Origin of the sequence: Vibrio sp. ED002 (genome assembly GCF_023277445.1) — a bacterium.
GTDB lineage: Bacteria > Pseudomonadota > Gammaproteobacteria > Enterobacterales > Vibrionaceae > Vibrio > Vibrio jasicida.
In genome coordinates this window covers 843,640-867,769 of record NZ_CP080238.1, presented here as the reverse complement: position 1 = coordinate 867,769, position 24,130 = coordinate 843,640, and the positions used below count along the sequence as shown (strand labels likewise).

Here is a 24,130-nt window from a genome sequence, read left to right as displayed (position 1 = left end):
ATAACCCGCAGCTGATTGGATCAGCGCAGTAGGGGCAGGAAGCAAATGTTACCAAGATTACACTCGCAAACGGATGTCGATCCTCTCGTTCTGAGTTTTCTCAAAGAACTCGAGCACTCCGGGTTTACTGGCGATATTGAAAGCCAGTACTCTAGTCGTCTCGCAGTAGCCACTGATAACAGTGTCTATCAGCAACTTCCTCAGGCCGTTGTACACCCCAAAACCACCCAAGATGTCTCGCTCATCGGTAAATTGAGCAACAAAGAGGAATATGAGCGTATTACGTTCTCTCCTCGTGGTGGCGGCACTGGCACTAACGGTCAGTCGTTAACCAAAGGCATTGTGGTTGATTTGTCTCGCCACATGAACAAAGTCTTAGAAGTGAACGAGCAAGAGGGATGGGTTCGCGTTCAAACGGGTGTCGTCAAAGACCAATTGAACGATGCCGTTCGTCCTTATGGTTATTTCTTCTCCCCAGATTTATCGACCAGTAATCGGGCAACGATTGGCGGTATGATCAATACCGATGCTTCCGGTCAAGGCTCGCTAAAATACGGTAAAACGTCTGATCACGTTCTTTCTCTTCAAGCTGTTTTTGCCGATGGTTCAACCTTAGAGTCTGACCTTTCTCACGGTTTGCCGACTGAAGGCGAATTTGCTGACACGGCAATGCGTGTAACGGAATCTGTGTGTCGTGACAAACGCCAGCAAATCAACGACAAGTTTCCTCCGCTAAACCGCTTCCTAACCGGCTATGACCTTAAAAACGCATTTGATGAAGAGGCAGACAGCTTCGATATCACTCGTGTTTTGTGTGGCGCTGAGGGCTCATTGGCGTTCATCACCGAAGCGAAGCTAAACCTAACCCGAATTCCTAAAGCGCGAACTCTGGTTAATGTTAAATACAACAGTTTTGATTCGGCTCTACGTAATGCGCCATTTATGGTGGAAGCAAAAGCGTTGTCCGTTGAGACCGTGGATTCAAAAGTTCTGAACTTGGCGAAGCAAGACATTGTTTGGCACACCGTCAGTGATTTGATTACTGACGTACCTGATAAAGAGATGCTTGGCATTAATATGGTTGAGTACGCTGGTCAGGATGAAGAAGAGGTTGCTTCTCAAGTCGCGTTTCTAACGGCCAAGCTCGATAGCATGCTAGAAACGGAAGAAGCGGGCATCATTGGCTACCAAGTCTGCAGTGATGTGGCGAGTATCGGCCGTATCTACAACATGCGTAAAAAAGCCGTGGGGCTATTGGGTGCTGCGAAAGGGCGTGCTAAACCCGTTGCGTTTGCTGAGGACACTTGTGTTCCACCAGAAAACTTAGCGGACTTTATCGTAGAGTTTCGTGAGCTGCTAGACGCAAAATCACTTAACTACGGCATGTTCGGCCACGTAGATGCTGGTGTTCTCCATGTTCGACCGGCATTGGATCTGTGCGATCCTCATCAGGAAGCCTTGATGCATGAAATCTCGGATGAAGTGGTTAAGCTGGTGGCAAAATTCGGAGGTTTAATGTGGGGCGAGCACGGTAAAGGTTTCCGCTCTGAGTATGGCCCTGAGTTCTTTGGTGAAGAACTCTTTACTGAATTGCGCCGTGTTAAAGCCGCGTTCGACCCTCATAACAAAATGAACCCAGGCAAAATCTGTACGCCGCTAAATAGCGAAGCAGAGCTTGTCAAAGTCACCGATACCAAACGTGGTTACTTCGATCGCCAGATTGATGTTCAGGTACGTGATAGCTTCAAGCAAGCGATGGAGTGTAACGGTAACGGCTTGTGTTTTAACTACGACACCAGCTCGCCTATGTGTCCTTCAATGAAAGTCACTGCAGACCGTCGTCATTCGCCAAAAGGGCGTGCGGGTTTAGTTCGTGAATGGCTACGCCAACTAACAGAGCAAGGCATCGATATTCTCGATCTAGAAAAACAAACTCTGGAAAACAAAACGTCCATCAAAACCATGATTGACCGAGTCCGCCATTCGATTAATCGTCGCCACGAGTATGACTTCTCTCATGAAGTGTATGAAGCCATGAACGGTTGTTTAGCTTGTAAAGCGTGTGCTAGCCAATGTCCAATTAAAGTTGACGTACCGAGCTTCCGTTCTCGCTTTCTTAATATTTATCACTCACGTTACCAACGTCCAGTTAAAGACTATTTGGTATCGAACATTGAATCCATGCTGCCATTGATGGCCAAAGCGCCGAGTGTAGTAAATGGTGTGCTTAAGCAATCTTGGGTGCAAAGTTTGACTGCGTCGACAGTCGGATATGTTGATGCACCGCTGCTGTCTGTACCGACCTTGAAAGAGCGAATAGAGACGTTAACTACAGCTTACGATCTGCAAGCGTTGAGTGGTTTACCTTCTGAAGACAAGCAAAAGCATGTACTGATTGTACAAGACCCTTTTACCAGCTATTACGATGCTGAAGTAGTGGAAGACTTCGTCAAGCTCGTCAGAAAGCTCGGTATGAATCCTGTGTTGTTACCGTTTAAACCAAATGGCAAAGCACAGCACATTAAGGGTTTCTTACGCCAATTCAAGAGCACCGCACAAGACACTGCAAAGTTCTTAGAAATGGTTGCGGATTTGGATATCCCTATGGTTGGTGTCGATCCTGCGTTGGTACTTTGTTATCGAGACGAATATGCCGAGGTATTGGGCAGTAAACGTGGTGATTTTGATGTGTTGACCGCTCATGAATGGCTCCACCCAAGATTAAGTGAGTTCCAGACGTTAGAGTTGAAAGAGCAAGCACCTTGGTACTTATTCGCGCATTGTACCGAGAAAACCAAAATGCCAAATGCTGAGAAGGAGTGGGGGGCTATTTTCGCTCACTTTGGGGCGATACTAAATACAGTACCCGTCGGGTGTTGTGGTATGGCGGGTACATTTGGTCATGAAGTGGATAAGCTAACTATGTCGCGGGATATCTTTGACCTGAGTTGGAAGCCTAATCTAGATAAGTTAGACAATGAAAGATGTCTCATCACTGGCTACTCATGCCGAAGCCAAGTCAAACGCTTTGAAGGGGTAAAACCTAAGCATCCAGTTCAAGCTTTGCTAACCTTGGTATAAATAGCTTCGTAAGCCCAGTTTTACTGGGCTTTTTATCACTTATAACTCGCGTTCATTTTTGACACGCAGACGCTTTCATAAGGATATGAAAATTGAAAAAGCTTGAGCTTAAAGTGCCACCTGTCGCTTTGTTTTTGCTGATGGTGCTTCTGATGTACTGGCTGAAAGAAGCCATGCCAGAAATGAAAATTACTGTGCCGTTTGTTGAGTTTGTTACCGCTGGGCTAATTTTGATCGCGGGGGTTGTTGGTATTGCTGGTGTTTACGAGTTTCGAAAAGCTAAGACGACCGTTAACCCAGTAAAACCAGAAACTGCTTCGTTGGTGGTGGATACTGGTGTGTTCGCTTACACACGTAATCCAATGTACGTCGCGCTATTGCTTGTCATCATTGCGATTGGACTATGGTGGCAACATCTCAGTGTTATCTTATGTGGCATATTGTTTGTTGCTTACATGAATCGCTTTCAAATTAAGCCAGAGGAGCGAGCATTAGAGCGATTGTTTGGTGAAGACTATTTAGATTATAAGAATCAAGTACGTCGCTGGATTTGATGACAGTAAAACAAACCGCAGATAAAAAGAAAAACACAGATAAAAAGAAAGCCCAGCAAAGTCGCTGGGCTTTCTTATGAATTTGGTTTTGAAATTGGTCGGCAGAGACTTTGTCTGTTAAGAACTAAGCTGCCTTAGCGAACTTTGCTAGAAAGGCGTCCTTACGCTCGTTGAAGCGTTGAACCAAATCGTCTACCGCATCTTGGTCGTATGGCTTAAGGCCACTTGCCACCATTCGCTTGATCCCTTTGCCTACCACTTCGCTGTCTTGTTTGAATGCAAAGTTTAGCGTTACCACACCGCGTTTACCTTCGACATCAAAAGTCGCGCCAGTAAAATCGACTTCCGGGTGAGTCAGATCGAGACGGTTAAATTCCACTTCCATGCTCTCGTAGATAACAAGAGGGCGCTGGCAGTTGATCATCATTTGTTTCTCTTCCATAAGAGGAACCATAATGTGTGGGAAGTTCATGCCAGAGAACTGAACGTAGTTTGTTACTACGTGTTCAATAAATGCAGCATCGCGGTTGGTTTCACCTTCGCGAGACATGTGTAGGTACTCTTTGCCTGCTTCATTGACGACCGCACTTTCTTTTTCACACTTATTTTCAATGTGAAGTGCAACGCCATCGCTTACCATTCCTGAGAAATCGAAACGCATTTTTTGGCTCACACCTTCTTTGCTCAGTAACACTGCAAAAAGCAGGTCTCCTGGAACACAAAAGCGTTTGTTGTCTTCATCATGAATAGGGTTGTAATCACCAGCTACGCGCTTGGCAAAGTGACTTGCTTGCTCGCGAGTAAATTGGAATTGGTGATTATTGTTTGAAAAATAAGGTGTTAGAAACATAATTTTTACGTAGTAACCGAAACTGTCAGGGATTATAGGCGAATATCTTCCTGCCAATGGTCCATCCAGTGGAAAGTTCACAGCATCTTAACAATGAGACGACAAGGGGGGTGAGTAAAGCCACAGTCCACTCGTTCATTGTTGGCTTGGAAATACCTAGGAAAATAGGCGCTTTTATCAATAAATCATAGTTCAAATGTATCGTTTGAGGCTAAATATAGTTGGTGCAATGGCTTACTTCTCTTCATTTTGTGAGATATTGACTATTTATCATCGTAATTAATGAGTAATTGAAATATTAAATTGTTATAAAACAGCGCCTTAATAATAGTCATGCCGAATAATATTGGCGTATTATTATTTGGCGTTTTGTACTATCTACATCCTCTTTTGTCCAAAACGACACTATTGGTTCTTTTGTAACTAACAATCTCTGCCTAACCTGACCTAAAGATAATCAAACAGAAACAGTAATCTATATTGTTATTCTTATCCGTATTGGGAGCGTTCCCATTATTTGTCCTTATTAATTTTAATGTCTTACTTATCATTATCTTAAGTGGCGAATCACTTACAACAAGTTGAGATAAGGTGCATTGCCGCAACTGGGCTGCTGGTTTAATGTTTTGCGAAATTTTATAAAAACAATAAAAAATAGCGCCCTTGCAACCTTGATAGCCTCTTTCCTAACAGACTGTCTTGTACGCAGGAGGTAATAAAACACAACAACAAAAGTTTGGCTGTCTATGAAATCAATGATCCCTCGGCATCAACCAAAGGCTTAGCTCTAAGTCTCTCTGCTCTCAACGTTTGCCCACGAGAGCACCTTAATTAAAAACGTTTAATTTCCGGTTGCGAATAAGTAACTCGGAGGCTTGCTGCTTCCTGCAAGAAGCGAATAACTTCTCAAACCAAGGATAATTATATGAAGTTACGAAAATTGGTATTGGCGTGTGCCATTGCTTCCCCCTGTGTTAGTGCTTTTGAAGTTTGTAATATTGGTGATGAATACAACGTACTGGATCGTGAGAGCTTCCACGATATACGTAAGTCAAATTACCGAAACTTCAGTGAAGACCTAACGCCACAAGATTTATTTTTGTCTGCGCCCGAACACCACGCAGACGCGCGACCTTCGCTTGCTGAGGCAGATGAAGTTTTCCCAGAAACTGCATCTCTACTTGAGGTCGGTCCTGCCAATGCTGCGGTTCTTGAATCCGAAGAAGCGGCGAGTTTGCTTGCGACAATCGGGCATTCGACGACAGGTTTTGCCAAGGGTGCGCTAGAAGCGTTAGGACCAGTAGGCGATACCATTGCAGTGGGATTGTGGGCAAATGATGTGGCTCAAACCTTTGAAGATGAAACGAAAACGTCCTACGACCGCTTTGCTACGGTGATGAGCCTGATTGATTGGTTTGGCGTTCTCAAGCTACCTGAGCGAGAAATTGATCGTAAGATCCTAACGGCTCGTTGGAATCGAGTTGCCGCGGGTGATCATTATAGCTTTACCGTTCACGACGACATCGTCACTCAACAAGACAAAAAAGATAAGCAGCATTGGGCGGATCTTGCATCCGGTCAAAAGCGCATGCTTGAAGCGCTGGCAAAGGGTTATGCCTCTGATGTAGCGCTTAAATATCAGCAGCATTATCAAGAAGCGTTAAAAGCGCAAGCCGTGTTAGCAGAGACGTTGATTAACTCAGTCGAGAGCGAAGTTCAGAAAGCCATTTTTAATAAGCTCGCGTTAGAAGGCGCGAATGCCAAACTGTTTGCCTCTGATCTTGCTTCAACTTGCCGCACAGAGATTGATGCGTTGCTGGCTTTGTACCCAGAACAGGAAGAAAACAACAACCGCCCAATGTATGTGCCATCGAAGCGAGAAGCTAATCGAGCACTAGCGCGCTTGCAGCATTGCCAACAAGACCATCTGGACTTGGCAGTGGCGGTGCTTGATGAACTTAGAAATGGGGAAGTGGAAGGCTTAGATCCTCAATCACTGCATCAACTTTACCGACAAGTTCTCAATTCGAAGATCAAAATCGTCGAGACCGCGAACGCCCAGCTTGATGTGCTTAGAGCCAAGTTAAAAGAAGAAATGTATGCAGAAGGCATGAATGCCATCGATCGTTTGTTTGATTCAGAAGCGGTTGCTAAAGCCCATCGCTATTTTAAAGACCAAGCGGATTATTTAGCGATAGATGAAATGTCTCGCAGTATTTTTGGGCGTCCAGCCACGGCGACTGAACGTCGTCAAAAGTACTTTGTTATTCAAGAAGGGTACGAGAAGTGTACTCGAATTGGGATACTTGGGGGGGACCCGAACTTCAGAGGGTGTACTGAGTACACGTGGATTCCTGCCGAGAAAGAGCATTATGACTCTGCAAAAGATGAAGTAATTTCGCAGATGGTGATGCCAAATCGCGATGCGATCAAGCGTGTCTTTACACAATCTATGGATGAACTGATCAACGAAGGTTGGAGCTCTCGACATGAAGAGGCTTGGCTTGAGCTGCAGATCCTAAGCTTTTCCGACAAGCAACGCATCATCAGAACTGCAGAAACTGACAAAGCGCGGGTGATGCGTTGGATGTTTGATTCCAGTGCGGCACTGGAAGGCGAGTGTGGCAGTGGTAATGCTTGTGCCGCTTGGTCTCCTAGCTACCTAGCAAAAGAAAACCTATCTCGCGAATCGTCATTGCACCACATTGCTGATTGGCATGAAAGGAACAAAGACTCAGGGTATTACGTGCATTCAAAGCGCTTGGCAAAACTGGAGGATTTTATTAGCTCGGCACTAGAGAGTGAATGGCAGGCAACACATGTTAACGGTTTTTATAGTTACCTATATCCGGGAAGCTTTGATCTCGATAAACATGCTCCTTTAATTGCGTCAGCGCTAAGGGCGTCCAACTTGAATACCAGCAATCTTGCGGCCGCATTACCGCTAGCGAAAAGCGTGGTAAAAAATCGTATTTTAGAAGCGATGAGTGTGGCTGACAGCAATGGTGAGGAATGGCTTGCTGCCCAGCTTGGCGACTTCCAGAGATACATTGGCATTATTCATGCGCAGAATATTTCTACAGGTCACTACGCATCAGGAGAAGTAGGGACGACCGCACTCCTATCTGAGCCACTACCTGCACATCTACTGCGCTATATGACGTTGGACGTTTATTACAACATCGACGACAGTGACTCTGCGTATTACCACCCAGCGAACAGTGGCGAAGACATGAGTTATGACGTGCGTTTACATGCATCGATCGATGATTTGTTTAACGCTGATTCTGAATTGGGTAGAAAGCTCGACCTGCTGGTTCAAGTTAATAATAACTTCACTAACCTACCGGGCAGAACTTGCATGATTATGTACCCGCAACTGAGAGACGCCTTGTTTAAGGTCTCCGGTGATGAATCAATGTATTGGTTAACGCCGTTTTCTGATTGGTTTGACAGTGTTACTCGCCAACAGCTAGAGCTGTTTAGTGCGATTCGATTCGGAGTCATCAAGCAGAATGAGCTAAATATCTCCTGTGATTTAAGCCCAAATAATCCTAGATATTGGTAATGGGAGGAACAGACTATGTTGAGGATTATTTCACTCTGTATTCTCTGTTTTAGCTTCGTCGCTCAGGCTGCGCCTTTTGAGGCATTGAAAGCCCCTTTACGTAGCCAAGTACAAGTCGATGAATTGGCGTCACAGTTTTCTGATTGGGCGAAAGCTTCCAGTGGTTGGCGATATAAATTGATGACGGCGAATGAAGTCGAAGCCTTGGAAGATTTTTCCGTTTCTGGCTATCAGCTTGCGAATGACTACTTAAGAGCTCCGGATACCTCCACTTGGGGGAGTGCGGGAAAAAGTGCGAGGAAGTTTATTAAGCAGGTTCGTAGTGCCATGAAAAAACTGCCTCACTACAAGGGTGTAACCTACCGTGGTGCGTGGGCAAAGCAGTCTCTTTTGAACAAACTCCAAGTGGGAGATGTGGTCGTGGAACCTGCATTTACATCCAGTAGCACCATTCCAGAAATCGCGAAGCGTTTTGCCGTGGTTCGGCCTAACTCGCCCCAACCTTTACAGCGTGTGCTGTATGAAGTTCAAGTAAAAAACAGTGGTCGCGCACTTGGTGGCTTGTCTGAATTTGGTGGAGAAGCCGAGGTGTTGTTACCACCAAACACTTACTACAGAGTGACAAATATCGAATTGAATCGAGGTTCTGCAATGGTGGCGCTAGAGACCGTTTCGTCACATGAAGCGACGACGGGAACAACATATAACCTCTATTCAGGTGAAGAGATAAGCCATTCCTACTGGCGTACTCTAGTCTGCAGTTGAACAGGGAGCTTAATATGAAAAAAATGCTTTTAGTCTTTTTACTGACTTTTTCGATTCACCATTTGGTGAAGGCAGAAGATTTTGTAGAGTTTAAAGGACGGGATTTGTCACCAGTTCAACAAGAGCAGATGGCAGATGACCTAATGGACTGGTCTGTCGAGAATCACGCAAAGGCAGAGCGGAAGATGATTCCGGAAGAGTACTCAGCAATTAAACGTTACGGTCGTGTAGACCATGATGTTGTGAATGAGTACATGCGAGCTGGCGAACCCAAAGAGTTCTTGATGCAGGGATATGGAGAGGCGCTTAAAAGCCGTGTTTCTCATATGCGAAGTGTGATGAACAAGCTGCCAAACTATAAAGGCACGGTTTATCGGGGCTCATCCATTAAGAATAGCCTTCTGGAAAAGCTTAATGTTGGCGACATCTTACATGAAAAAGCCTTTCTATCGACTTCTACTATTCCAAGTGTCGCCAGAAACTTTTCCGCTTCTGGAGCATATGAGGGAGTGTCTGCGGCTCAGTTTAAAATTGAACTGAAGTCGTCTGGGCGGGCTATTAATGCTTATACCTTTAAACCTTATGAAGCAGAAATTTTAGCAAAGCCCAATACTTATTTTCGTGTAGAAGCCATAGAGAGGCTTTCATCGAGAAAAAACTACATAAAAATAAGAGAGATCAAGAATCCAGCAAAATATCTAAAGGCTGAACCAGATATACACATTTACGATAGCTTTAGTGGAGAAGAAGTGTCACTTAGATCTCGGTCAGCATTGTATTGTCTTTGATGGTAGTTACCTCTCATGCCTGTTGTATGAGAGGTATTGTTTAAAATAATTTATTAACATTCTCCCAGTTATTTTTCTGGGAGATTTATTTCGTCAATTGGTAAATAAAAGTGAAATCTAGAAAAGTAATATTCGGCTTATTAGTTCACGCTAGTTTGTGTTCTCATGCAATTGCGGGCTTGAAGTACAATGATAAATATTACAGTAATTCAGATATAGAACAGATCATGGAAGTTATGTCTGAGCCTGGCATTGATGATTATGGAGAATTTAACAGACTAAGAACAGAATTATACGAACAAGCTGATGTTCAAAAAGATGTTCTTTCAGAAGAAGAGGTCGCTGCACTTGCCGAGTATCAAGACTATGCTTTTGCATCGACACGAGAAAGTTTTATCTCAGGCGTTTTTGATGATGAAACCCTGAATATCATTGATCATATTGATTCAGCGTTTGAAAGCGGTGCAAAGTATCAAGGCGTTACCTTTAGAGGAGAACGTGAACTTGGGGCTTATATGTCAGACATACAAGTTGGAGATATTGTTAGTCCTAGCGCTTATGTTTCAACGTCTATATCAAAAGATGCTGCCTATAACTTTCATTCTGGCCAGCTTGCAAGATTTGAATTGCGACAGGGTAAAAGCGGTATTGTAATACCAAATGTTATTGATGGGGAGCTGGAGGTTCTTATTAATAGAAACTCTTACTTTGAAGTGACAGCTATTAAAACGAGTTATATGGGAACTCACGTTGTTTACCGAGAAATAAATCCGAACTCAATAGGTAATAAGAAAATAAAAGATATGCATAGCGGCGAAGAAATCACAGCCGCTGAAGTGTGCGCTTTTTAAAGTCATATTTATGAACGGTCCATTTTACTCTTTAACCATATAAAGAACATATTACTAATGAATTCAAAGTTAATACCCAGTTTCATCGCTTTGGTTGCATTCAGTCCTGCTACCTATTCATTGTGCTTTATCGATGGTGTGTTTGATACACAAAGCTTAAATAGCTTCGATAGTCAGCGTCTAGAAGGGCTCCTCCATCAGGAATTTTTCTCAGAACCTCAGTTTGGCTCTACATTCGGTGAGCTAGAACACTCTTCACAACAACAGCTGTTTTCTGAGGCATGGCCTTCAACAGAAGAGGCATTAAATGCTGTACCAGTAGCCGCAGAAAGTGCGTTAAGTGGCCCTGCAATATTAAATCGTCTGGGTCGAGCTGGAAGCTCTACACTTGAAGTGCTTGGCCCTGTTGGCGATGCCTTTGCTGTGGGGGGTTGGGCAGAGAGTATGGCATCTACATTTTCCAAAGAGTCATCGACGCGTTTAGATAAAGCTGCGTCTGTCTTCTCGATTGTGCCATTGGTCGGTGATGAGCTAAACATGCTGTCCAATGATATTAAATACTTTGCAGCGAAAGAGAAGATTGAGGAGTTTGAATCTCAAACTCACTATGTTTTTAATGATCATCATCCTGATTTCAATCGATTTCATCACAAAAAGGAAGACGCAATTAAGCTGATTAATCAATACGATAGGCACGTTAACGCGTCGATTGAAATGTACATCGACCAACTATTGCTTGCTGCGGATACGGAATATCGACGAATAACAGCAGGTTATGATCGTCAGCTTGTGAGGCAAATGGCGAGGATGGATCTGGAATATCTCAAGGTTTATGGTCACATATCAGAGCAATCAAATCTCAATAGCCCGTTATGCTCCGACGTTGCTGATAATCCGCTTAATTTGCTGGATTGTGTCAAATCACAAGGTCAGGAGCGGATTCAGCTGATCGCTCAACAATTATCCTCGTCAGAATTAAATCAACTTCACCTAAAATTACACGAAGCGAAGCGCTCGCTTGTTCAAACTTCCATAAATAACTTGCAGGAGCACAAAGACATACTGCTCAGTAATGTCATTGCTCGTGCAAAGAGCCATCTTCCTGAAGTCTACCAATACACGAGACTTAATCGACGTTTACTTGAGGAGAGGGCACGTATGAGTGGGTTGCGTGAGTATGCGAAAGTGAATTGGAATGTGGATTATTTGTCAGAAGAGCAATTACATACCGCGACATTTGAAGTGAAGCCAGCAAGAGAGTGTTGGGGTATACCGTCCGTTTATCCCGGTGGTATTCAGGCATCGCTTGACGCATGTAAAGACTCAGGACCGCTCTATGACATCTACCATGTATCTAAAGATCAAGAGCTCGTTGATGTGATCAGAAAATCGTTTAACTTCGATGTGGATACTTATGTGGGAGCGAAGGTCAACCAAGGTTGGCAGTCGGGATTACTGCGCTCTAAATTACATGATGTGGCTTATGCGTATGTATTTGGTCAACTCTCAAATCAAGCATTTGAAACCTTGATAACACAGCTATCAACAATGAAAGTGCTTCCTTATCAAACTACCTTAACCGAGTACTTAAATAGCCAGGGCTTGAATGCTAACGATCCTGAGCAAAGGAAAGACTGGTATCAGCTTAGCCGTTGGTATGAACTGCTTTTAACTGAAAAACCATCCGGAGGGGTATTAAGTGCTATCAAGCAATATGAAGTGTTCCGCGCTTTCATACAGCCAGTCTTCGAACAAACGATTGTTGCGGCTTACCTTCGTGATGTGTACTACTCAATACCTTACCCAAGCCTTTATTCAGCGAAGAACCTTCGATTTTATTCTCCAATTATGGCGAATACTTTTGACCAAGTTGTAGCGAGCTCCAACGCGAACACGCTGCTGAGAAACTTAGATTCGGCTGTGGGTGAAATCATCGAAAAAGTACATGAGGTTAATACCGCTAACGACTTACATTATCTACTTGGTGATTTGGCCTTGTACGCACAAATCGCTCAACACCAACAATCTGAAGTGCATGTACTGACGTCTGGTGTTAATTCTGCCCAGCTTTTTAATAGCTCATTATCAGTGGTGCATAGACAGTATCTCAATGAAGCGCATCAGCGGGTCCTTTTTCAGCAAGTGAAAGCATCAGGTCAGCATCCTCTTTGGCAAGCGCTGTCTAATGTCGGTAACAAACTGTCTGAAGGTGAACTGGAGTTGGCGATTACTCAGTTTGGTGATGTTATTCGGAACAACGAAATGACAATGCTTCCGCAGATTAACGAAGTGCTTCTCCAAGAGCTAGAAGAGCTTATCGAGCTACAGATTAAGATTGAGGGTTAATAGGATGAAAACTTTAACAAAAGTGATGTCAGTCATTTTTACATTCTCAATATTGATTGGAAGTGCTTTTGCTGGTGGTGGTGCAGAGATGGGGGAGTTTTATGCTGCCCCTGATGGTGTGAAGGTCATTTATGGGTACAACACCCCGCAGTACGGTAATCTCTATCGAGTATCAACTAACCTGTATGTACAAACAAAGGATGACGCTTATCTTGCAGATATTAAACTTCTGATTCAAAAGCTGAAAATATCACCGACTGGGCGAGAAGTGTTGCGCCAAATCGCGACTTATACTCCCGTCAATGCTCCAGAAGATACTGTAGCCCCCCTTATTGAGCATCTTCAAGGCGTTGATACGAACAAGGTTAATGTGGTGACCGTGATTCGCGAGCCGGAAAGCGCTGGTCGTTTGTTTGAGACCGTTCCTTCCAGTTTCGTTGATAGGCAAAAGTCTGAGCTTGTCTATTCAAGGCAATTTGATGGAAAAGGCGTGTCAAACACGGTGTTCTTTTCTACCCAAGAGGTGGTTAATATTCCGGGAACGGACAAGCCTTTTGATCAAGCGGTCGCGCTAGGTCATGAGTTAATTCATGCTCGTGATTACGCTTCAGGCGCGATGCCTCCAGGTAGTGTGCTATTAAAGCATCGTCATCCCGAAACCGGACAGGTTACGGAGTACTCGATTGAAAATGCCGAATATCAAACGACGGGAATTTTCCATTATAACAATGCAGAAAGCGGCAGAGATGCTGAGACTGCGATAAGTGCAATTCGTAGTGATGCGATCATGAGGCGGGAAGAGATGTACTTCCGCTGGAAATCTAATGGGCAGAACAAGCCGAAAGCTTATTTGAAAAATGAAAAGGTAGTGAGTGAGTTTCATTTGGCCGATGATCTTGGCGCATATAAGAGAAATACTTATTGGCCTGCAGGGCAGTACCAATATCATCCTTATACGGTTGAGGTAAGGCCAGCTGCTGCAGGATCTCTATCACCCAAATGGAATACTTTGGAGGGTAAGCAAGCCCATGTCGAAGTTCGTCGAGCATTGAACCAGTCTTTGAGTGAAGGCAAGGAGACGGCGATTGTGCTTATTGATGCGACCGAGCAACGATTATCGCAAAGCTTACAACACTCTCCGGCGCTGACAAGGCGTGGTTTAGGGAACCAAAGTGCGATCTTAAATTATGCTGCTAAGAACAACATTAAAGTGGTCAATGCTTATAGTTCTGAAAATGAAACGCCTCTGGCGAGTTTGAAGAAGAAAAAACGCAGCCGAATGTACCGCGCAATTCTTGGGCAACCCGAAAGTTCGGGTGGATACAAAGATGTTCAGTTTAGTTTGGACAATCAATCCTTACTTTCACAAGAACTCGAAGGTCAAGATACTGTACTCGTGATGGCGTATTCCGATGGTCAAATGACAACAAACATCGTCGATAGCTTATCAGACGACCTCAATAAGCAAGTTCTGGTCTCACGACATTCTAATCTCGATTATCAACCTTCAAACTTGAGTGTAGAAGAGAGTACCGCTTGGTTGAATATCCGAGAAAAACAGAATGTGAAAATGCTCGGCTCTGGCAGCCGTAGCCGTTTCAACATTTGCAGTATTCAGTAATGTGCTGATGATGTTGCTACAAAGGTAACAAGAAGAATCAAAAAACAAAGCCGATTGAGTGTGCTGCTCAATCGGCTTTTTCTTAATAAGAAGTGTATTAGTGCACGCTAGGGAGCAAACTCTCTGGCATTAATGCATTGTGCAGTGCCAGTTTGAGAAGGGCGTTTGCCTGCTCAATATCGGGTGCGAAGTAACGGTCTTTGTCGTAGAACGAGACTTTCTCGCGCAGCATTTGCTTAGCAATCTCGATGCGTTCGGAGGACTTGTTTGGTGCACGGAAATCCAACCCTTGCGCGGCTGATAAGTATTCAACCGCCAAAATACCACGCGTGTTTTCTCCCATCTCTTTCAGGCGGCGAGCCGCAAAAGTTGCCATCGAAACATGGTCTTCTTGATTTGCGGATGTTGGCAAGCTATCGACAGAAGCAGGGTGAGCCAGTGTTTTGTTTTCACTTGCTAACGCAGCCGACGTCACCTGCGCAATCATAAAGCCTGAGTTCACACCGCCATTGTCGACCAAGAATGGAGGAAGCTTAGATAGCGCGCTATCAATAAGCAGTGCCATACGACGCTCTGACAAGCTACCAATTTCTGCAATCGCAAGGGCAAGGTTATCTGCGGCCATTGCCACGGGCTCGGCATGGAAGTTACCGCCGGAGATGATGTCGTTATCTTCAGCAAACACCAACGGGTTATCTGATACTGAGTTCGCTTCTACTTGCAGGATCTCCGCGGAATTACGAATTTGCTGTAAACATGCGCCCATGACTTGAGGTTGGCAACGAAGTGAATATGGATCTTGTACTTTTTCGCAATCGGTGTGTGATTCACCAATCTCGCTGGTTGCTTCTAGCATATGTCGATACGCTAATGCGGCATCCATTTGGCTACGATGACCACGAACACGATGAATGCGAGGGTCGAACGGACGACGGCTACCTAATGCAGCTTCTACCGACATCGCCCCGCAAACCGTCGCGGATGAGAACAGATCCTCTGCGATGAATAGGCCTTCCAGTGCAAATGCCGTTGACGCTTGAGTACCGTTAAGCAGTGCTAAACCTTCTTTTGGGGCCAGCGTGATTGGCTCTAGACCGGCAATTTGCAGAGCTTCTAAGCCAGAAATGACTTTGCCATTGTGACGTGCTTGGCCTTCACCAAGAAGCACCGTACTCATGTGAGCCAGCGGCGCTAAGTCACCCGATGCGCCTACTGAGCCTTTTTGTGGAACGCATGGATACACCTGCGCATTCACAAGGTCAATCAGCATGTTGATGACTTTCAAGCGCAAGCCAGAGAAGCCACGCGCAAGGCTATTGATCTTAAGAACCATCATTAAGCGAACGGTTTCGTCAGACATGAATTTCCCGATGCCTGCCGCGTGAGAGAGTACAATACTGCGTTGCAGTGTTTCTAGATCTTCTGGCGCAATACGTGTGTTCGCGAGTAGACCGAAACCCGTATTGATGCCATAAACGGTGCGATCTTCTGCAATCACTCGGTCTACAACTTGAGTGCTTTCCTCAATGGCCGGAATGGCTTCTGGGTCGAGAGTAAGGTTGACAGGTGAGCGGCTCACCTGACGCAGTTCGTTTAAGCTAATATGGCCTGGCTTTAGCGTTAAATTGAGCATGTCTTTCATCCTTACTTCAGCTTTTTCAGTTCTTCGTTGAGCATTGGTAGATCTAATTTTTGTTCGGCTGCGCATTGTTTGGCGATGTCGTAGCCGGCATCAGCATGACGCATAACGCCCGTCGCTGGGTCATTGTGAAGTACGCGAGCAATACGCTCAGACGCATCATCACTGCCATCACAACAAATAACCATTCCCGAGTGTTGAGAGAAGCCCATACCAACACCGCCTCCGTGGTGTAGAGACACCCACGTTGCGCCGCCTGCTGTATTCAATAGCGCATTAAGTAGCGGCCAATCCGATACGGCATCAGAGCCATCCATCATACCTTCGGTTTCTCGGTTCGGGCTGGCTACAGAGCCGGAGTCTAAGTGGTCACGGCCAATAACAACCGGTGCTTTAAGTTCACCATTTTTCACCATTTCGTTGAAGGCTTGGCCAAGACGTTCACGGTCTTTTAAACCCACCCAACAGATACGTGCCGGTAGACCTTGGAACTGAATGCGTTCACGTGCCATGTCTAGCCAGTTGTGCAGGTGAGGGTTATCAGGGATCAGCTCTTTTACTTTCTGATCGGTTTTGTAGATGTCCTCTGGATCGCCAGACAACGCTGCCCAACGGAATGGCCCAATACCTTCACAGAATAATGGGCGAATGTAAGCCGGTACGAAACCAGGGAAATCAAATGCGTTTTCTACGCCTTCTTCCAACGCCATTTGACGGATATTGTTTCCGTAATCCAGTGTTGCAGCGCCGCGGTTTTGCAGCTCTAGCATGGCTTGAACTTGTACAGCCATTGATTGTTTCGCCGCTTTCACTACGCCGGCTTCATTTTGCAAGCGCATTTCTGCTGCATGAGACATGCTCCAACCTTGAGGTAAGTAGCCGTTCAATGGGTCGTGCGCAGAGGTTTGGTCTGTTACTACATCTGGTGTGATGTTACGTTCCACAAGCTCTGGGAAGATGTCTGCTGCGTTGCCTAGTAGACCGACAGAAATAGGCGTGTCGGATTCTTTGATCATCGCTAGCGCTTCATCCAACGATGTGGCTTTCTTGTCGACGTAGCCTGTGCGTAGACGGTAATCGATACGTGATTCATCGCACTCGACGGCTATCATAGAGAAGCCTGCCATGGTACCTGCTAAGGTTTGCGCGCCACCCATACCACCTAGACCGCCAGTTAAAATCCAACGACCTTTTGCCTCGCCGTTAAAGTGCTTTTTAGCGACCGAGACAAACGTCTCGTAAGTGCCTTGAACAATGCCTTGTGAGCCGATGTAAATCCAGCTACCTGCAGTCATTTGTCCGTACATCATCAGGCCTTCTTTATCGAGCTCATTGAAGTGCTCCCAATTGGCCCAATGTGGAACTAGGTTTGAGTTCGCAATCAGAACGCGTGGCGCATTTTTGTGAGTCGGGAAAACGCCAACTGGTTTGCCTGATTGAACGAGAAGAGTTTGGTCATCGTCGAGTCTTTCTAACACTTCAACAATCTTATCGAAGCATTCCCAATTTCGTGCTGCTCGACCGATACCACCGTATACAACGAGCGAGTGAGGGTGCTCGGCTACGTCTGGGTCAAGGTTGTTCATCAGCATACGAAGTGGGGCTTCCGTCAGCCAAGATTTGGCGCGCAGGTCGGTACCGCGTGGAGCACGAATTGTTCTGCTGGTATCAAGTCGTGGATCTTGTCCTTGGCGCTGTGTCATTTTAAGACTCCTTTAGTTTCACGTGTGTACCAAGTCTGTGCTTGGCTATTTCTACTCGAGTAAAGTGCTGTTCGAGTTAATCGTTATTGGGTTTGCTTATTTAGGCTTGTGGTCTTTCTCTGTCATGGCATTGGCAATGTCCCAACATAGGCGGGCTGCCAATCGAGCTGTTTGACTGTCAACATCGTACGTGGGGTTGTACTCGGCAATGTCTGCCAGCATAAGCTTGTTTTTGTAATGTAGGATTCGGTCGAGAAACGGCGAAATGATGTCGTAGCTGACTCCTCTCGCTGCTGGGGCGCTTACACCCGGAGCTGTTGTCGCAGGGAATACGTCCAAATCAATCGTTAGATAGAGGTAATCGCAGTCATCGATAAAGTGCTGTAGCTGCGTTAAATGGTAGCTGTGGTTCATGTAGCAAAGCTGTTTGTCTTCCACATACCAAACGTTGAGTTCGTCCGCTTTCTGGAATAGTGCTTTGGTATTGCTGCTGCGACTGACACCAATGCAAGCGTAATGAAACTTCCAATCATTGCGTTGGCAGAAGTGATGAATTTGATTAAACGGTGTGCCTGAGCTTGGTTTTACATCTGCCAGCGAACTTTCAAAAGCGCGTAGGTCAAAATGTGCGTCGAAGTTGATTATGCCAATCTTTGGCCGCTTTTCTGGGTGATGAGTTTTGAAGTATTCGGCCAACCCAGAAAATGACGCCCATGCGATCTCATGCCCGCCACCTAGGACGACGACAGGTGAATGGGGTAGTGCCTGAGCAACTGTGGCCGCGCATTGCGATTGGCTGCTCTCTAGTAAGTCGTCTTCGCAAACAACAGTACCGAGGTCGTAAAGCGGCGCATCTTGGTGCCAAGCGAGATTGGCTAGGGCACGACGGATTAAATCCGGTGACTTTTTCGCGCCAATACGGCCTTTATTTCTGGCAACACCCGCATCGGTAGCAAAACCAAGGATCGAGACGCCTTCGCTTTTGCTCGGCAACTCTTCGACAGAAATATTTTTAATCACGTGGTGAACGCGTTTACCCAGTTCTCCATCTTCAGCATCGTGGCGACCTTGCCAGTGAAATGGAGCGGTATTCAGATCTGATTGAGCCATGTCACAGTCCTCCGTGAGAGATATATTCACCATTGACTATACGACCTACCAAACGCTTTGTACCGACTTGGTAACTGAGGTCTGCTGGGTGTTCGATATCCCAGATTGAGAAGTCAGCGTCATAACCGACTTCAATCATGCCACGAGATTCCCCATAACCCAATGCTTTTGCTGCGTTTTGAGTGACGCCACGCAGTGCTTCTTGAGGTGTTAAACGGAACAGAGTGCAAGCCATGTTCATCATCAGGGTTAAATCTGCGAATGGTGACGTGCCAGGGTTGATATCCGTCGCTATCGCCATTGGCACCTTGTGCGTTCTAAGCAAATCGATAGGTGGTAATTGGGTTTCACGTAAGAAGTAAAATGCGCCAGGGAGCAAGGTTGCGACGGTAGAAGAGTAGGCAAGGGCACGTACGCCAATTTCATCCAGATATTCAATATGATCGGCAGAAAGACCATTGTATTGGGCGGTTAGAGCCGTACCACCTAAATCAGAGAGCTGCTCAGTATGACCTTTCACATGCAAGCCATGTTTTTTTGCCGCTTCAAAGACACGCTCTGTTTGGACTAAGTTAAAACCAATCGATTCACAAAACACATCGACGCTGGTGGCGAGCTTTTCTTCTGCCACGAGCGGAATAATGTCATCACAAATATGTTGGATATAATCGTCAGCACGGTCTTTAAATTCTGGTGGAAGTGCATGAGCGGCGAGCAGGGTTGTGGTGATTTTGACTTTGCGCTCTTGCTCTAAGGCTTTCGCTGCTCGCAGCATCTTGATTTCATCAGCTAGCGTGAGACCGTAACCAGACTTAACTTCGATAGAGGTAACTCCGCTTGCGAGCAATCCATCTAAACGTGGTAAAGCGAGTTCGATAAGTTGTTCTACAGTGGCGGCACGAGTGGCATGAACGGTAGAGAGAATACCGCCGCCTTGCTTGGCGATTTCTTCATAAGGCACACCATTGAGGCGCATTTCAAACTCGTTGGCTCGATTTCCGGCGTACACAAGATGAGTGTGGCAATCAATCAAACCTGGCAACAAAAGCTTGCTTTGAAGATCAATGGTTTGTTCGTAGTGGTCTGGATTCAAAATGGATTCGGTATGTTCGCTATCGTTACCTTGTTCTTTCGTGCTGATGGCGACAATTTTTCCTGATCGAATTCCCACACGAGCAATTGGAGTTGGCAAGTATCCTTGTTCTCTTTCTTGCATGGTTACCAGTCGTGCATTTTCAATCAACAAATCCATTTCCATTCGTCCCAATACTTGCTTGATTAAATGTATATACAAATAAATAGGAGAAAAAAGCACCACTGACAAGACTAATGTTGCTGAAATGTGATCAAAACGAAGAAGTAATGCCTAGTTTACAATAAGATCTTAGAGCTTAATTTGTACTTATTGCCTGGGTGATAAAGTAACGCGGTGCTGACCAGTTTGTCTTGACTCCATGTGCGTCGGTTGAGCAGTAAGCATGGTTCATCAGCTTGCATTTTAAGATCTTGCTTCACGCGTCCATCTGGGACAATGGCTTCTACGGTATGTTCGATGGCGCTAAGAGGGCAGTTATTAGAAAGGTATTGGTTTGGTGTCATGCACGTGAAGTCTTGATTGAGGTAACTTGGTGCATATTGACTGTTCACCCAACGAAGTTCTAGCTGTATTGGTGTGCTATCTTCAAAATGAATGATCTCGCTGTAGAATACGGTAGTACCAAGCATGACGCCCAGTTTGGTTGCGATATCATCGTCCGCTTTGATTGCAATTTGTCGGAGAACTTCACTATGATGCTCTCGACCACGATTGCTGATCTCATCAGCAATGTTACGAATGTCTAATAGGGGAGATTCAGACTTCTCAGCCGGATCACAAACAAAGGTGCCGAGGCGAGGGCGGCGTTGCAGTTTGCCTTCGTTAACTAAGTCTCTAATGGCTTTATTTACCGTCATTCGACTGACTCCGAATTGTTCGGTCAGCTCAAATTCTGTCGCGATGCGGTGTCCAACCATCCACTCTCCCGAATCAATTTTATCGAGGATAAACTGTTTGATTTGCTTATAAAGTGGCGCAGACATAATGACTTCCTTTTAATTGACTATACAAATAGTGCGTAATCTATGTACAAATTGCAAATACCTAAACCTATTCTGTGAATAGATAAAAGGAATTAGTCCGCATTCTTGAGGTCTATTGCTTGCAGTACTTTCATCAGTTGTGTAAACAAAGGTTCTCCACAACAAAATTAATAAAACAGGCAGTCACAAAGGAATTCCATGTTTAAAAAACTAAAAGCATCGCTTGGTATCGGCTCGGCAAAGGTAGATACGATTTTAGATGAGATGAGCGTTTATCAAGGTTCAATATTACGTGGTCACGTCCAAATCAAAGGTGGTGATGTTGAACAACAAATTGATGCCATCACCATCAAACTGAACACGGAAATGAAAGTAGAAGCAGATGACAGCGTTAGTTACCAGACATTCACGATCGATCAATTGAAGGCGGTTGAACCTTTCATCATCCAACCGAATGAACAAAAACAAGTGCCGTTCGAGTTAAAACTGCACGATGAAACGCCAATTACGGCAGTAAGCGCAATGAAAAACCAGTGCCACGTTTGGGTAGAAACCACATTAGACATCGGTTTTGCGATTGACCCACGCGATCGTGACTACATTGAAGTAAAGCCATTACCCGCAGCATCACGAGTAATTGGCGCCATTGAGCAAGCTGGTTTTACTATGGTTAAAGCCGATGTAGAGAAGGGCTTCTTACGTGGTAATACATTCTCGTCACGTTCGGGTATTTACCAAGAGCTAGAGTTCCGTAATAACGGCTTCGTTTCCACTAAAGAAATCGAATTGTCATTTATATTGGATGGTGCGACGCTCCATTGCTTAGCGGAGATCGACCGCTCATTTAGCATGTCTGGTGATCAGTATCGTTCATTCTCTTTACCTGTTGATGCGACAGATTCACAGGTTGCAGCAGCAATCGCTCCGACTCTTAACCTGTAATCGCTTACTCTACGGTTCTCATAAGCTCTGATGGAAGAGGAACGCTCACTATCAGAGCTATTTTCATTTTTAGATCGCGTCGATTTTTTTTCAAAATTATTGAGGCTCTCATTCGTTGAACAATGAAGTTTCAGTGACAAATTGAAATCGCTCTTTGCATTCTAAATGTGAGCTAGGTACAATCCCCTTCTCGATATTGGTCCGGTATTCGTGTTACCGAGCGGCCTTTACCGATTCTCGAAAAATCTTCTAATTTGAATAACATGTGTTGCTTGGTGTGCAACACCACTGTAAAGGATATAGCATGCCTATTATTACTCTTCCTGACGGCAGTCAGCGTCAATTTGACAACCCAGTTTCTACTATGGAAGTTGCGCAATCGATCGGTCCTGGTCTTGCAAAAGCAACTATCGCTGGTCGTGTAAATGGTAACCGCGTTGATGCGTGTGACTTAATTGAAGAAGACGCAAGCCTTGAGATCATCACAGTTAAAGATGAAGTCGACGGTTTAGAAATCGTTCGTCACTCATGTGCTCACCTTCTTGGTCACGCTCTAAAGCAACTTTACCCGCAAGCTAAAATGGCGATCGGTCCAACCATCGACAATGGCTTCTACTACGATATCGACCTAGAAGAATCTCTAACGCAAGACGATCTTGAAAAGATTGAAAAGCGTATGAAAGAACTAGCGAAGACCAAGTACGAAGTTGTTAAGAAAAAGGTTAGCTGGCAGGAAGCACGTGATACATTTGAATCACGTGGCGAACCATACAAAGTGGAAATCCTAGACGAAAACGTATCTCGTGATGATCGTCCAGGTCTTTACCACCATGAAGAATACATCGACATGTGTCGCGGTCCTCACGTTCCTAACATGAGTTTCTGTCAACATTTCACTCTATTGAATGTTGCGGGTGCTTACTGGCGTGGTAACAGCGACAACAAAATGCTTCAACGTATCTACGGTACGGCTTTCCACGATAAGAAAGCACTGAAAGCGCACCTTACTCGCCTTGAAGAAGCAGCGAAGCGTGACCACCGTAAACTTGGTAAGCAACTAGACCTATTCCACATGCAACAAGAAGCACCAGGTATGGTGTTCTGGCATCACAATGGTTGGTCTATCTTCCGTGACCTTGAAGTATTTGTACGCTCTAAGTTAGACGAATACGGTTACCAGGAAGTAAAAGGTCCACTTATTATGGACCGTGTTCTTTGGGAACGTTCTGGTCACTGGGACAAGTACGCTGATGCGATGTTCACCACTTCTTCTGAAAACCGTGAATACGCACTGAAACCAATGAACTGTCCAGGTCACGTGCAGATCTTTAACCAAGGTCTAAAATCGTACCGTGATCTACCGCTACGTATGGCTGAGTTTGGCTCATGTCACCGTAACGAACCATCTGGTGCACTACACGGCATTATGCGTGTACGTGGTTTTACTCAGGATGACGCTCACATTTTCTGTACTGAGAGCCAAATTCAAGAAGAAGTAACAAATTGTATCAAGATGGTGTACGATACGTACCAAACATTTGGTTTCGACAACATCGTAGTGAAACTGTCTACTCGTCCAGAGAAACGTGTAGGTTCAGATGAAATCTGGGATCAATCTGAAGAAGCATTGAAACAGTCTCTAGAATCAATGGAAATTCCATACGAGATTCAAGAAGGCGAGGGTGCATTCTACGGTCCTAAGATTGAATTCACGCTATACGACTGTCTAGACCGTGCATGGCAGTGTGGTACTGTTCAGTTAGACTTCAACCTACCAGGTCGCTTAGGTGCAACTTACGTAGGTGAAAACAATGAACGTCTTGTTCCGGTGATGATTCACCGTGCAATTCTAGGTTCACTAGAGCGTTTCATTGGTATTCTTATCGAAGAATATGCTGGTTTCTTCCCAACTTGGTTGGCGCCAGAACAGGCAATTCTTATGAACATTACTGATAAACAGTCAGATTATGTTCAGGAAGTAGTACAAAAACTACAAAAAAGTGGAATTAGAGCTAAAGCGGACTTGAGAAATGAGAAGATTGGCTTTAAAATCCGCGAACACACTTTGAAGCGTGTACCGTATATGCTTGTTGTCGGTGACCAAGAAATGGAAGCTGGCGAAATCGCAGTACGTACTCGTAAAGGTAAAGATCTCGGCAAATTTAAAGTGGATGATTTCATTGCATACATCCAAGACGAGATTTCAAGCCGTAAGCTCAATCTGGAGGAATAA

General features: G+C 45.0%; 16 protein-coding genes. 10 read left to right on the top strand and 6 right to left on the bottom strand.

What is annotated here, in order from left to right:
• Window positions 1–45 precede the first annotated feature (45 nt).
• On the top strand, window positions 46–3,081 hold the full coding sequence (locus ITG12_RS04120) for an FAD-binding and (Fe-S)-binding domain-containing protein (protein WP_248873708.1): 3,036 nt from the start codon (window positions 46–48) through the stop codon (window positions 3,079–3,081).
• A 92-nt stretch (window positions 3,082–3,173) separates the two neighbouring features.
• A complete protein-coding gene (locus ITG12_RS04115) occupies window positions 3,174–3,635 on the top strand; it encodes an isoprenylcysteine carboxylmethyltransferase family protein (RefSeq protein WP_039974489.1) in 462 nt (153 codons plus the stop codon).
• Between the two features lie 124 nt (window positions 3,636–3,759).
• On the opposite strand, the gene ITG12_RS04110 is transcribed toward ITG12_RS04115, so the two are convergent.
• Entirely contained in the window at window positions 3,760–4,485 is a 726-nt protein-coding gene (locus ITG12_RS04110) for a DUF3581 domain-containing protein (RefSeq protein ID WP_045424256.1), read from the bottom strand.
• A gap of 925 nt (window positions 4,486–5,410) precedes the next feature.
• Between ITG12_RS04110 and ITG12_RS04105 the strand changes: the two genes are divergently transcribed.
• The 6 genes from ITG12_RS04105 (at window position 5,411) to ITG12_RS04080 (ending at window position 14,424) form a co-directional block, all read left to right on the top strand.
• Window positions 5,411–8,053: a hypothetical protein gene (locus ITG12_RS04105; RefSeq protein ID WP_248873706.1), complete on the top strand. Its 2,643-nt coding sequence runs from the start codon at window positions 5,411–5,413 to the stop codon at window positions 8,051–8,053.
• 15 nt (window positions 8,054–8,068) lie between these two features.
• On the top strand, window positions 8,069–8,818 hold the full coding sequence (locus ITG12_RS04100; RefSeq protein ID WP_248873704.1) for an ADP-ribosyltransferase: 750 nt from the start codon (window positions 8,069–8,071) through the stop codon (window positions 8,816–8,818).
• A 14-nt stretch (window positions 8,819–8,832) separates the two neighbouring features.
• Window positions 8,833–9,606 (top strand): ADP-ribosyltransferase, encoded by a 774-nt coding sequence (locus ITG12_RS04095; protein ID WP_042601753.1) that lies wholly within the window; start codon window positions 8,833–8,835, stop codon window positions 9,604–9,606.
• 110 nt (window positions 9,607–9,716) lie between these two features.
• Window positions 9,717–10,457 (top strand): ADP-ribosyltransferase, encoded by a 741-nt coding sequence (locus ITG12_RS04090; protein WP_248873702.1) that lies wholly within the window; start codon window positions 9,717–9,719, stop codon window positions 10,455–10,457.
• 57 nt (window positions 10,458–10,514) lie between these two features.
• Window positions 10,515–12,803 (top strand): hypothetical protein, encoded by a 2,289-nt coding sequence (locus ITG12_RS04085; protein ID WP_248873700.1) that lies wholly within the window; start codon window positions 10,515–10,517, stop codon window positions 12,801–12,803.
• A 4-nt stretch (window positions 12,804–12,807) separates the two neighbouring features.
• Window positions 12,808–14,424: a M91 family zinc metallopeptidase gene (locus ITG12_RS04080; protein WP_063344965.1), complete on the top strand. Its 1,617-nt coding sequence runs from the start codon at window positions 12,808–12,810 to the stop codon at window positions 14,422–14,424.
• A gap of 97 nt (window positions 14,425–14,521) precedes the next feature.
• On the opposite strand, the gene hutH is transcribed toward ITG12_RS04080, so the two are convergent.
• The 5 genes from hutH to hutC all read right to left on the bottom strand — a co-directional run bounded on the left by hutH (window position 14,522) and on the right by hutC (window position 20,955).
• Window positions 14,522–16,057 (bottom strand): histidine ammonia-lyase, encoded by a 1,536-nt coding sequence (gene hutH, locus ITG12_RS04075; protein WP_038874698.1) that lies wholly within the window; start codon window positions 16,055–16,057, stop codon window positions 14,522–14,524.
• Window positions 16,058–16,068: 11 nt separating this feature from the next.
• Window positions 16,069–17,766, bottom strand: a complete 1,698-nt coding sequence (hutU, locus tag ITG12_RS04070; RefSeq protein WP_038874701.1) for a urocanate hydratase — start codon at window positions 17,764–17,766, stop codon at window positions 16,069–16,071.
• Between the two features lie 96 nt (window positions 17,767–17,862).
• Window positions 17,863–18,876, bottom strand: coding sequence for a formimidoylglutamase (gene hutG / locus ITG12_RS04065; protein WP_248873698.1), 1,014 nt, complete (start codon window positions 18,874–18,876; stop codon window positions 17,863–17,865).
• A 1-nt stretch (window position 18,877) separates the two neighbouring features.
• Window positions 18,878–20,128: an imidazolonepropionase gene (gene hutI / locus ITG12_RS04060; RefSeq protein ID WP_248873696.1), complete on the bottom strand. Its 1,251-nt coding sequence runs from the start codon at window positions 20,126–20,128 to the stop codon at window positions 18,878–18,880.
• A gap of 119 nt (window positions 20,129–20,247) precedes the next feature.
• Window positions 20,248–20,955 (bottom strand): histidine utilization repressor, encoded by a 708-nt coding sequence (hutC, locus tag ITG12_RS04055; RefSeq protein WP_038874710.1) that lies wholly within the window; start codon window positions 20,953–20,955, stop codon window positions 20,248–20,250.
• Window positions 20,956–21,153: 198 nt separating this feature from the next.
• Here hutC and ITG12_RS04050 point away from each other — a divergent pair, with 198 nt between their 5' ends.
• Both ITG12_RS04050 and thrS read left to right on the top strand, forming a co-directional pair.
• Window positions 21,154–21,897, top strand: a complete 744-nt coding sequence (locus tag ITG12_RS04050) for a sporulation protein (protein WP_045407084.1) — start codon at window positions 21,154–21,156, stop codon at window positions 21,895–21,897.
• Window positions 21,898–22,201: 304 nt separating this feature from the next.
• Window positions 22,202–24,130, top strand: coding sequence for a threonine--tRNA ligase (gene thrS, locus ITG12_RS04045; protein ID WP_038868651.1), 1,929 nt, complete (start codon window positions 22,202–22,204; stop codon window positions 24,128–24,130).

What these genes read in the sequence shown, in the direction of transcription:
- ITG12_RS04120 (WP_248873708.1), top strand. Translation starts at nt 46, where the DNA reads ATGTTACCAAGATTACACTCGCAAACGGATGTCGATCCTCTCGTTCTG.
- ITG12_RS04110 (WP_045424256.1), bottom strand. Translation starts at nt 4,485, where the DNA reads ATGTTTCTAACACCTTATTTTTCAAACAATAATCACCAATTCCAATTT.
- ITG12_RS04105 (WP_248873706.1), top strand. Translation starts at nt 5,411, where the DNA reads ATGAAGTTACGAAAATTGGTATTGGCGTGTGCCATTGCTTCCCCCTGT.
- ITG12_RS04100 (WP_248873704.1), top strand. Translation starts at nt 8,069, where the DNA reads ATGTTGAGGATTATTTCACTCTGTATTCTCTGTTTTAGCTTCGTCGCT.
- ITG12_RS04095 (WP_042601753.1), top strand. Translation starts at nt 8,833, where the DNA reads ATGAAAAAAATGCTTTTAGTCTTTTTACTGACTTTTTCGATTCACCAT.
- ITG12_RS04085 (WP_248873700.1), top strand. Translation starts at nt 10,515, where the DNA reads ATGAATTCAAAGTTAATACCCAGTTTCATCGCTTTGGTTGCATTCAGT.
- ITG12_RS04080 (WP_063344965.1), top strand. Translation starts at nt 12,808, where the DNA reads ATGAAAACTTTAACAAAAGTGATGTCAGTCATTTTTACATTCTCAATA.
- hutH (WP_038874698.1), bottom strand. Translation starts at nt 16,057, where the DNA reads ATGCTCAATTTAACGCTAAAGCCAGGCCATATTAGCTTAAACGAACTG.
- hutU (WP_038874701.1), bottom strand. Translation starts at nt 17,766, where the DNA reads ATGACACAGCGCCAAGGACAAGATCCACGACTTGATACCAGCAGAACA.
- hutG (WP_248873698.1), bottom strand. Translation starts at nt 18,876, where the DNA reads ATGGCTCAATCAGATCTGAATACCGCTCCATTTCACTGGCAAGGTCGC.
- hutI (WP_248873696.1), bottom strand. Translation starts at nt 20,128, where the DNA reads ATGGATTTGTTGATTGAAAATGCACGACTGGTAACCATGCAAGAAAGA.
- hutC (WP_038874710.1), bottom strand. Translation starts at nt 20,955, where the DNA reads ATGTCTGCGCCACTTTATAAGCAAATCAAACAGTTTATCCTCGATAAA.
- ITG12_RS04050 (WP_045407084.1), top strand. Translation starts at nt 21,154, where the DNA reads ATGTTTAAAAAACTAAAAGCATCGCTTGGTATCGGCTCGGCAAAGGTA.
- thrS (WP_038868651.1), top strand. Translation starts at nt 22,202, where the DNA reads ATGCCTATTATTACTCTTCCTGACGGCAGTCAGCGTCAATTTGACAAC.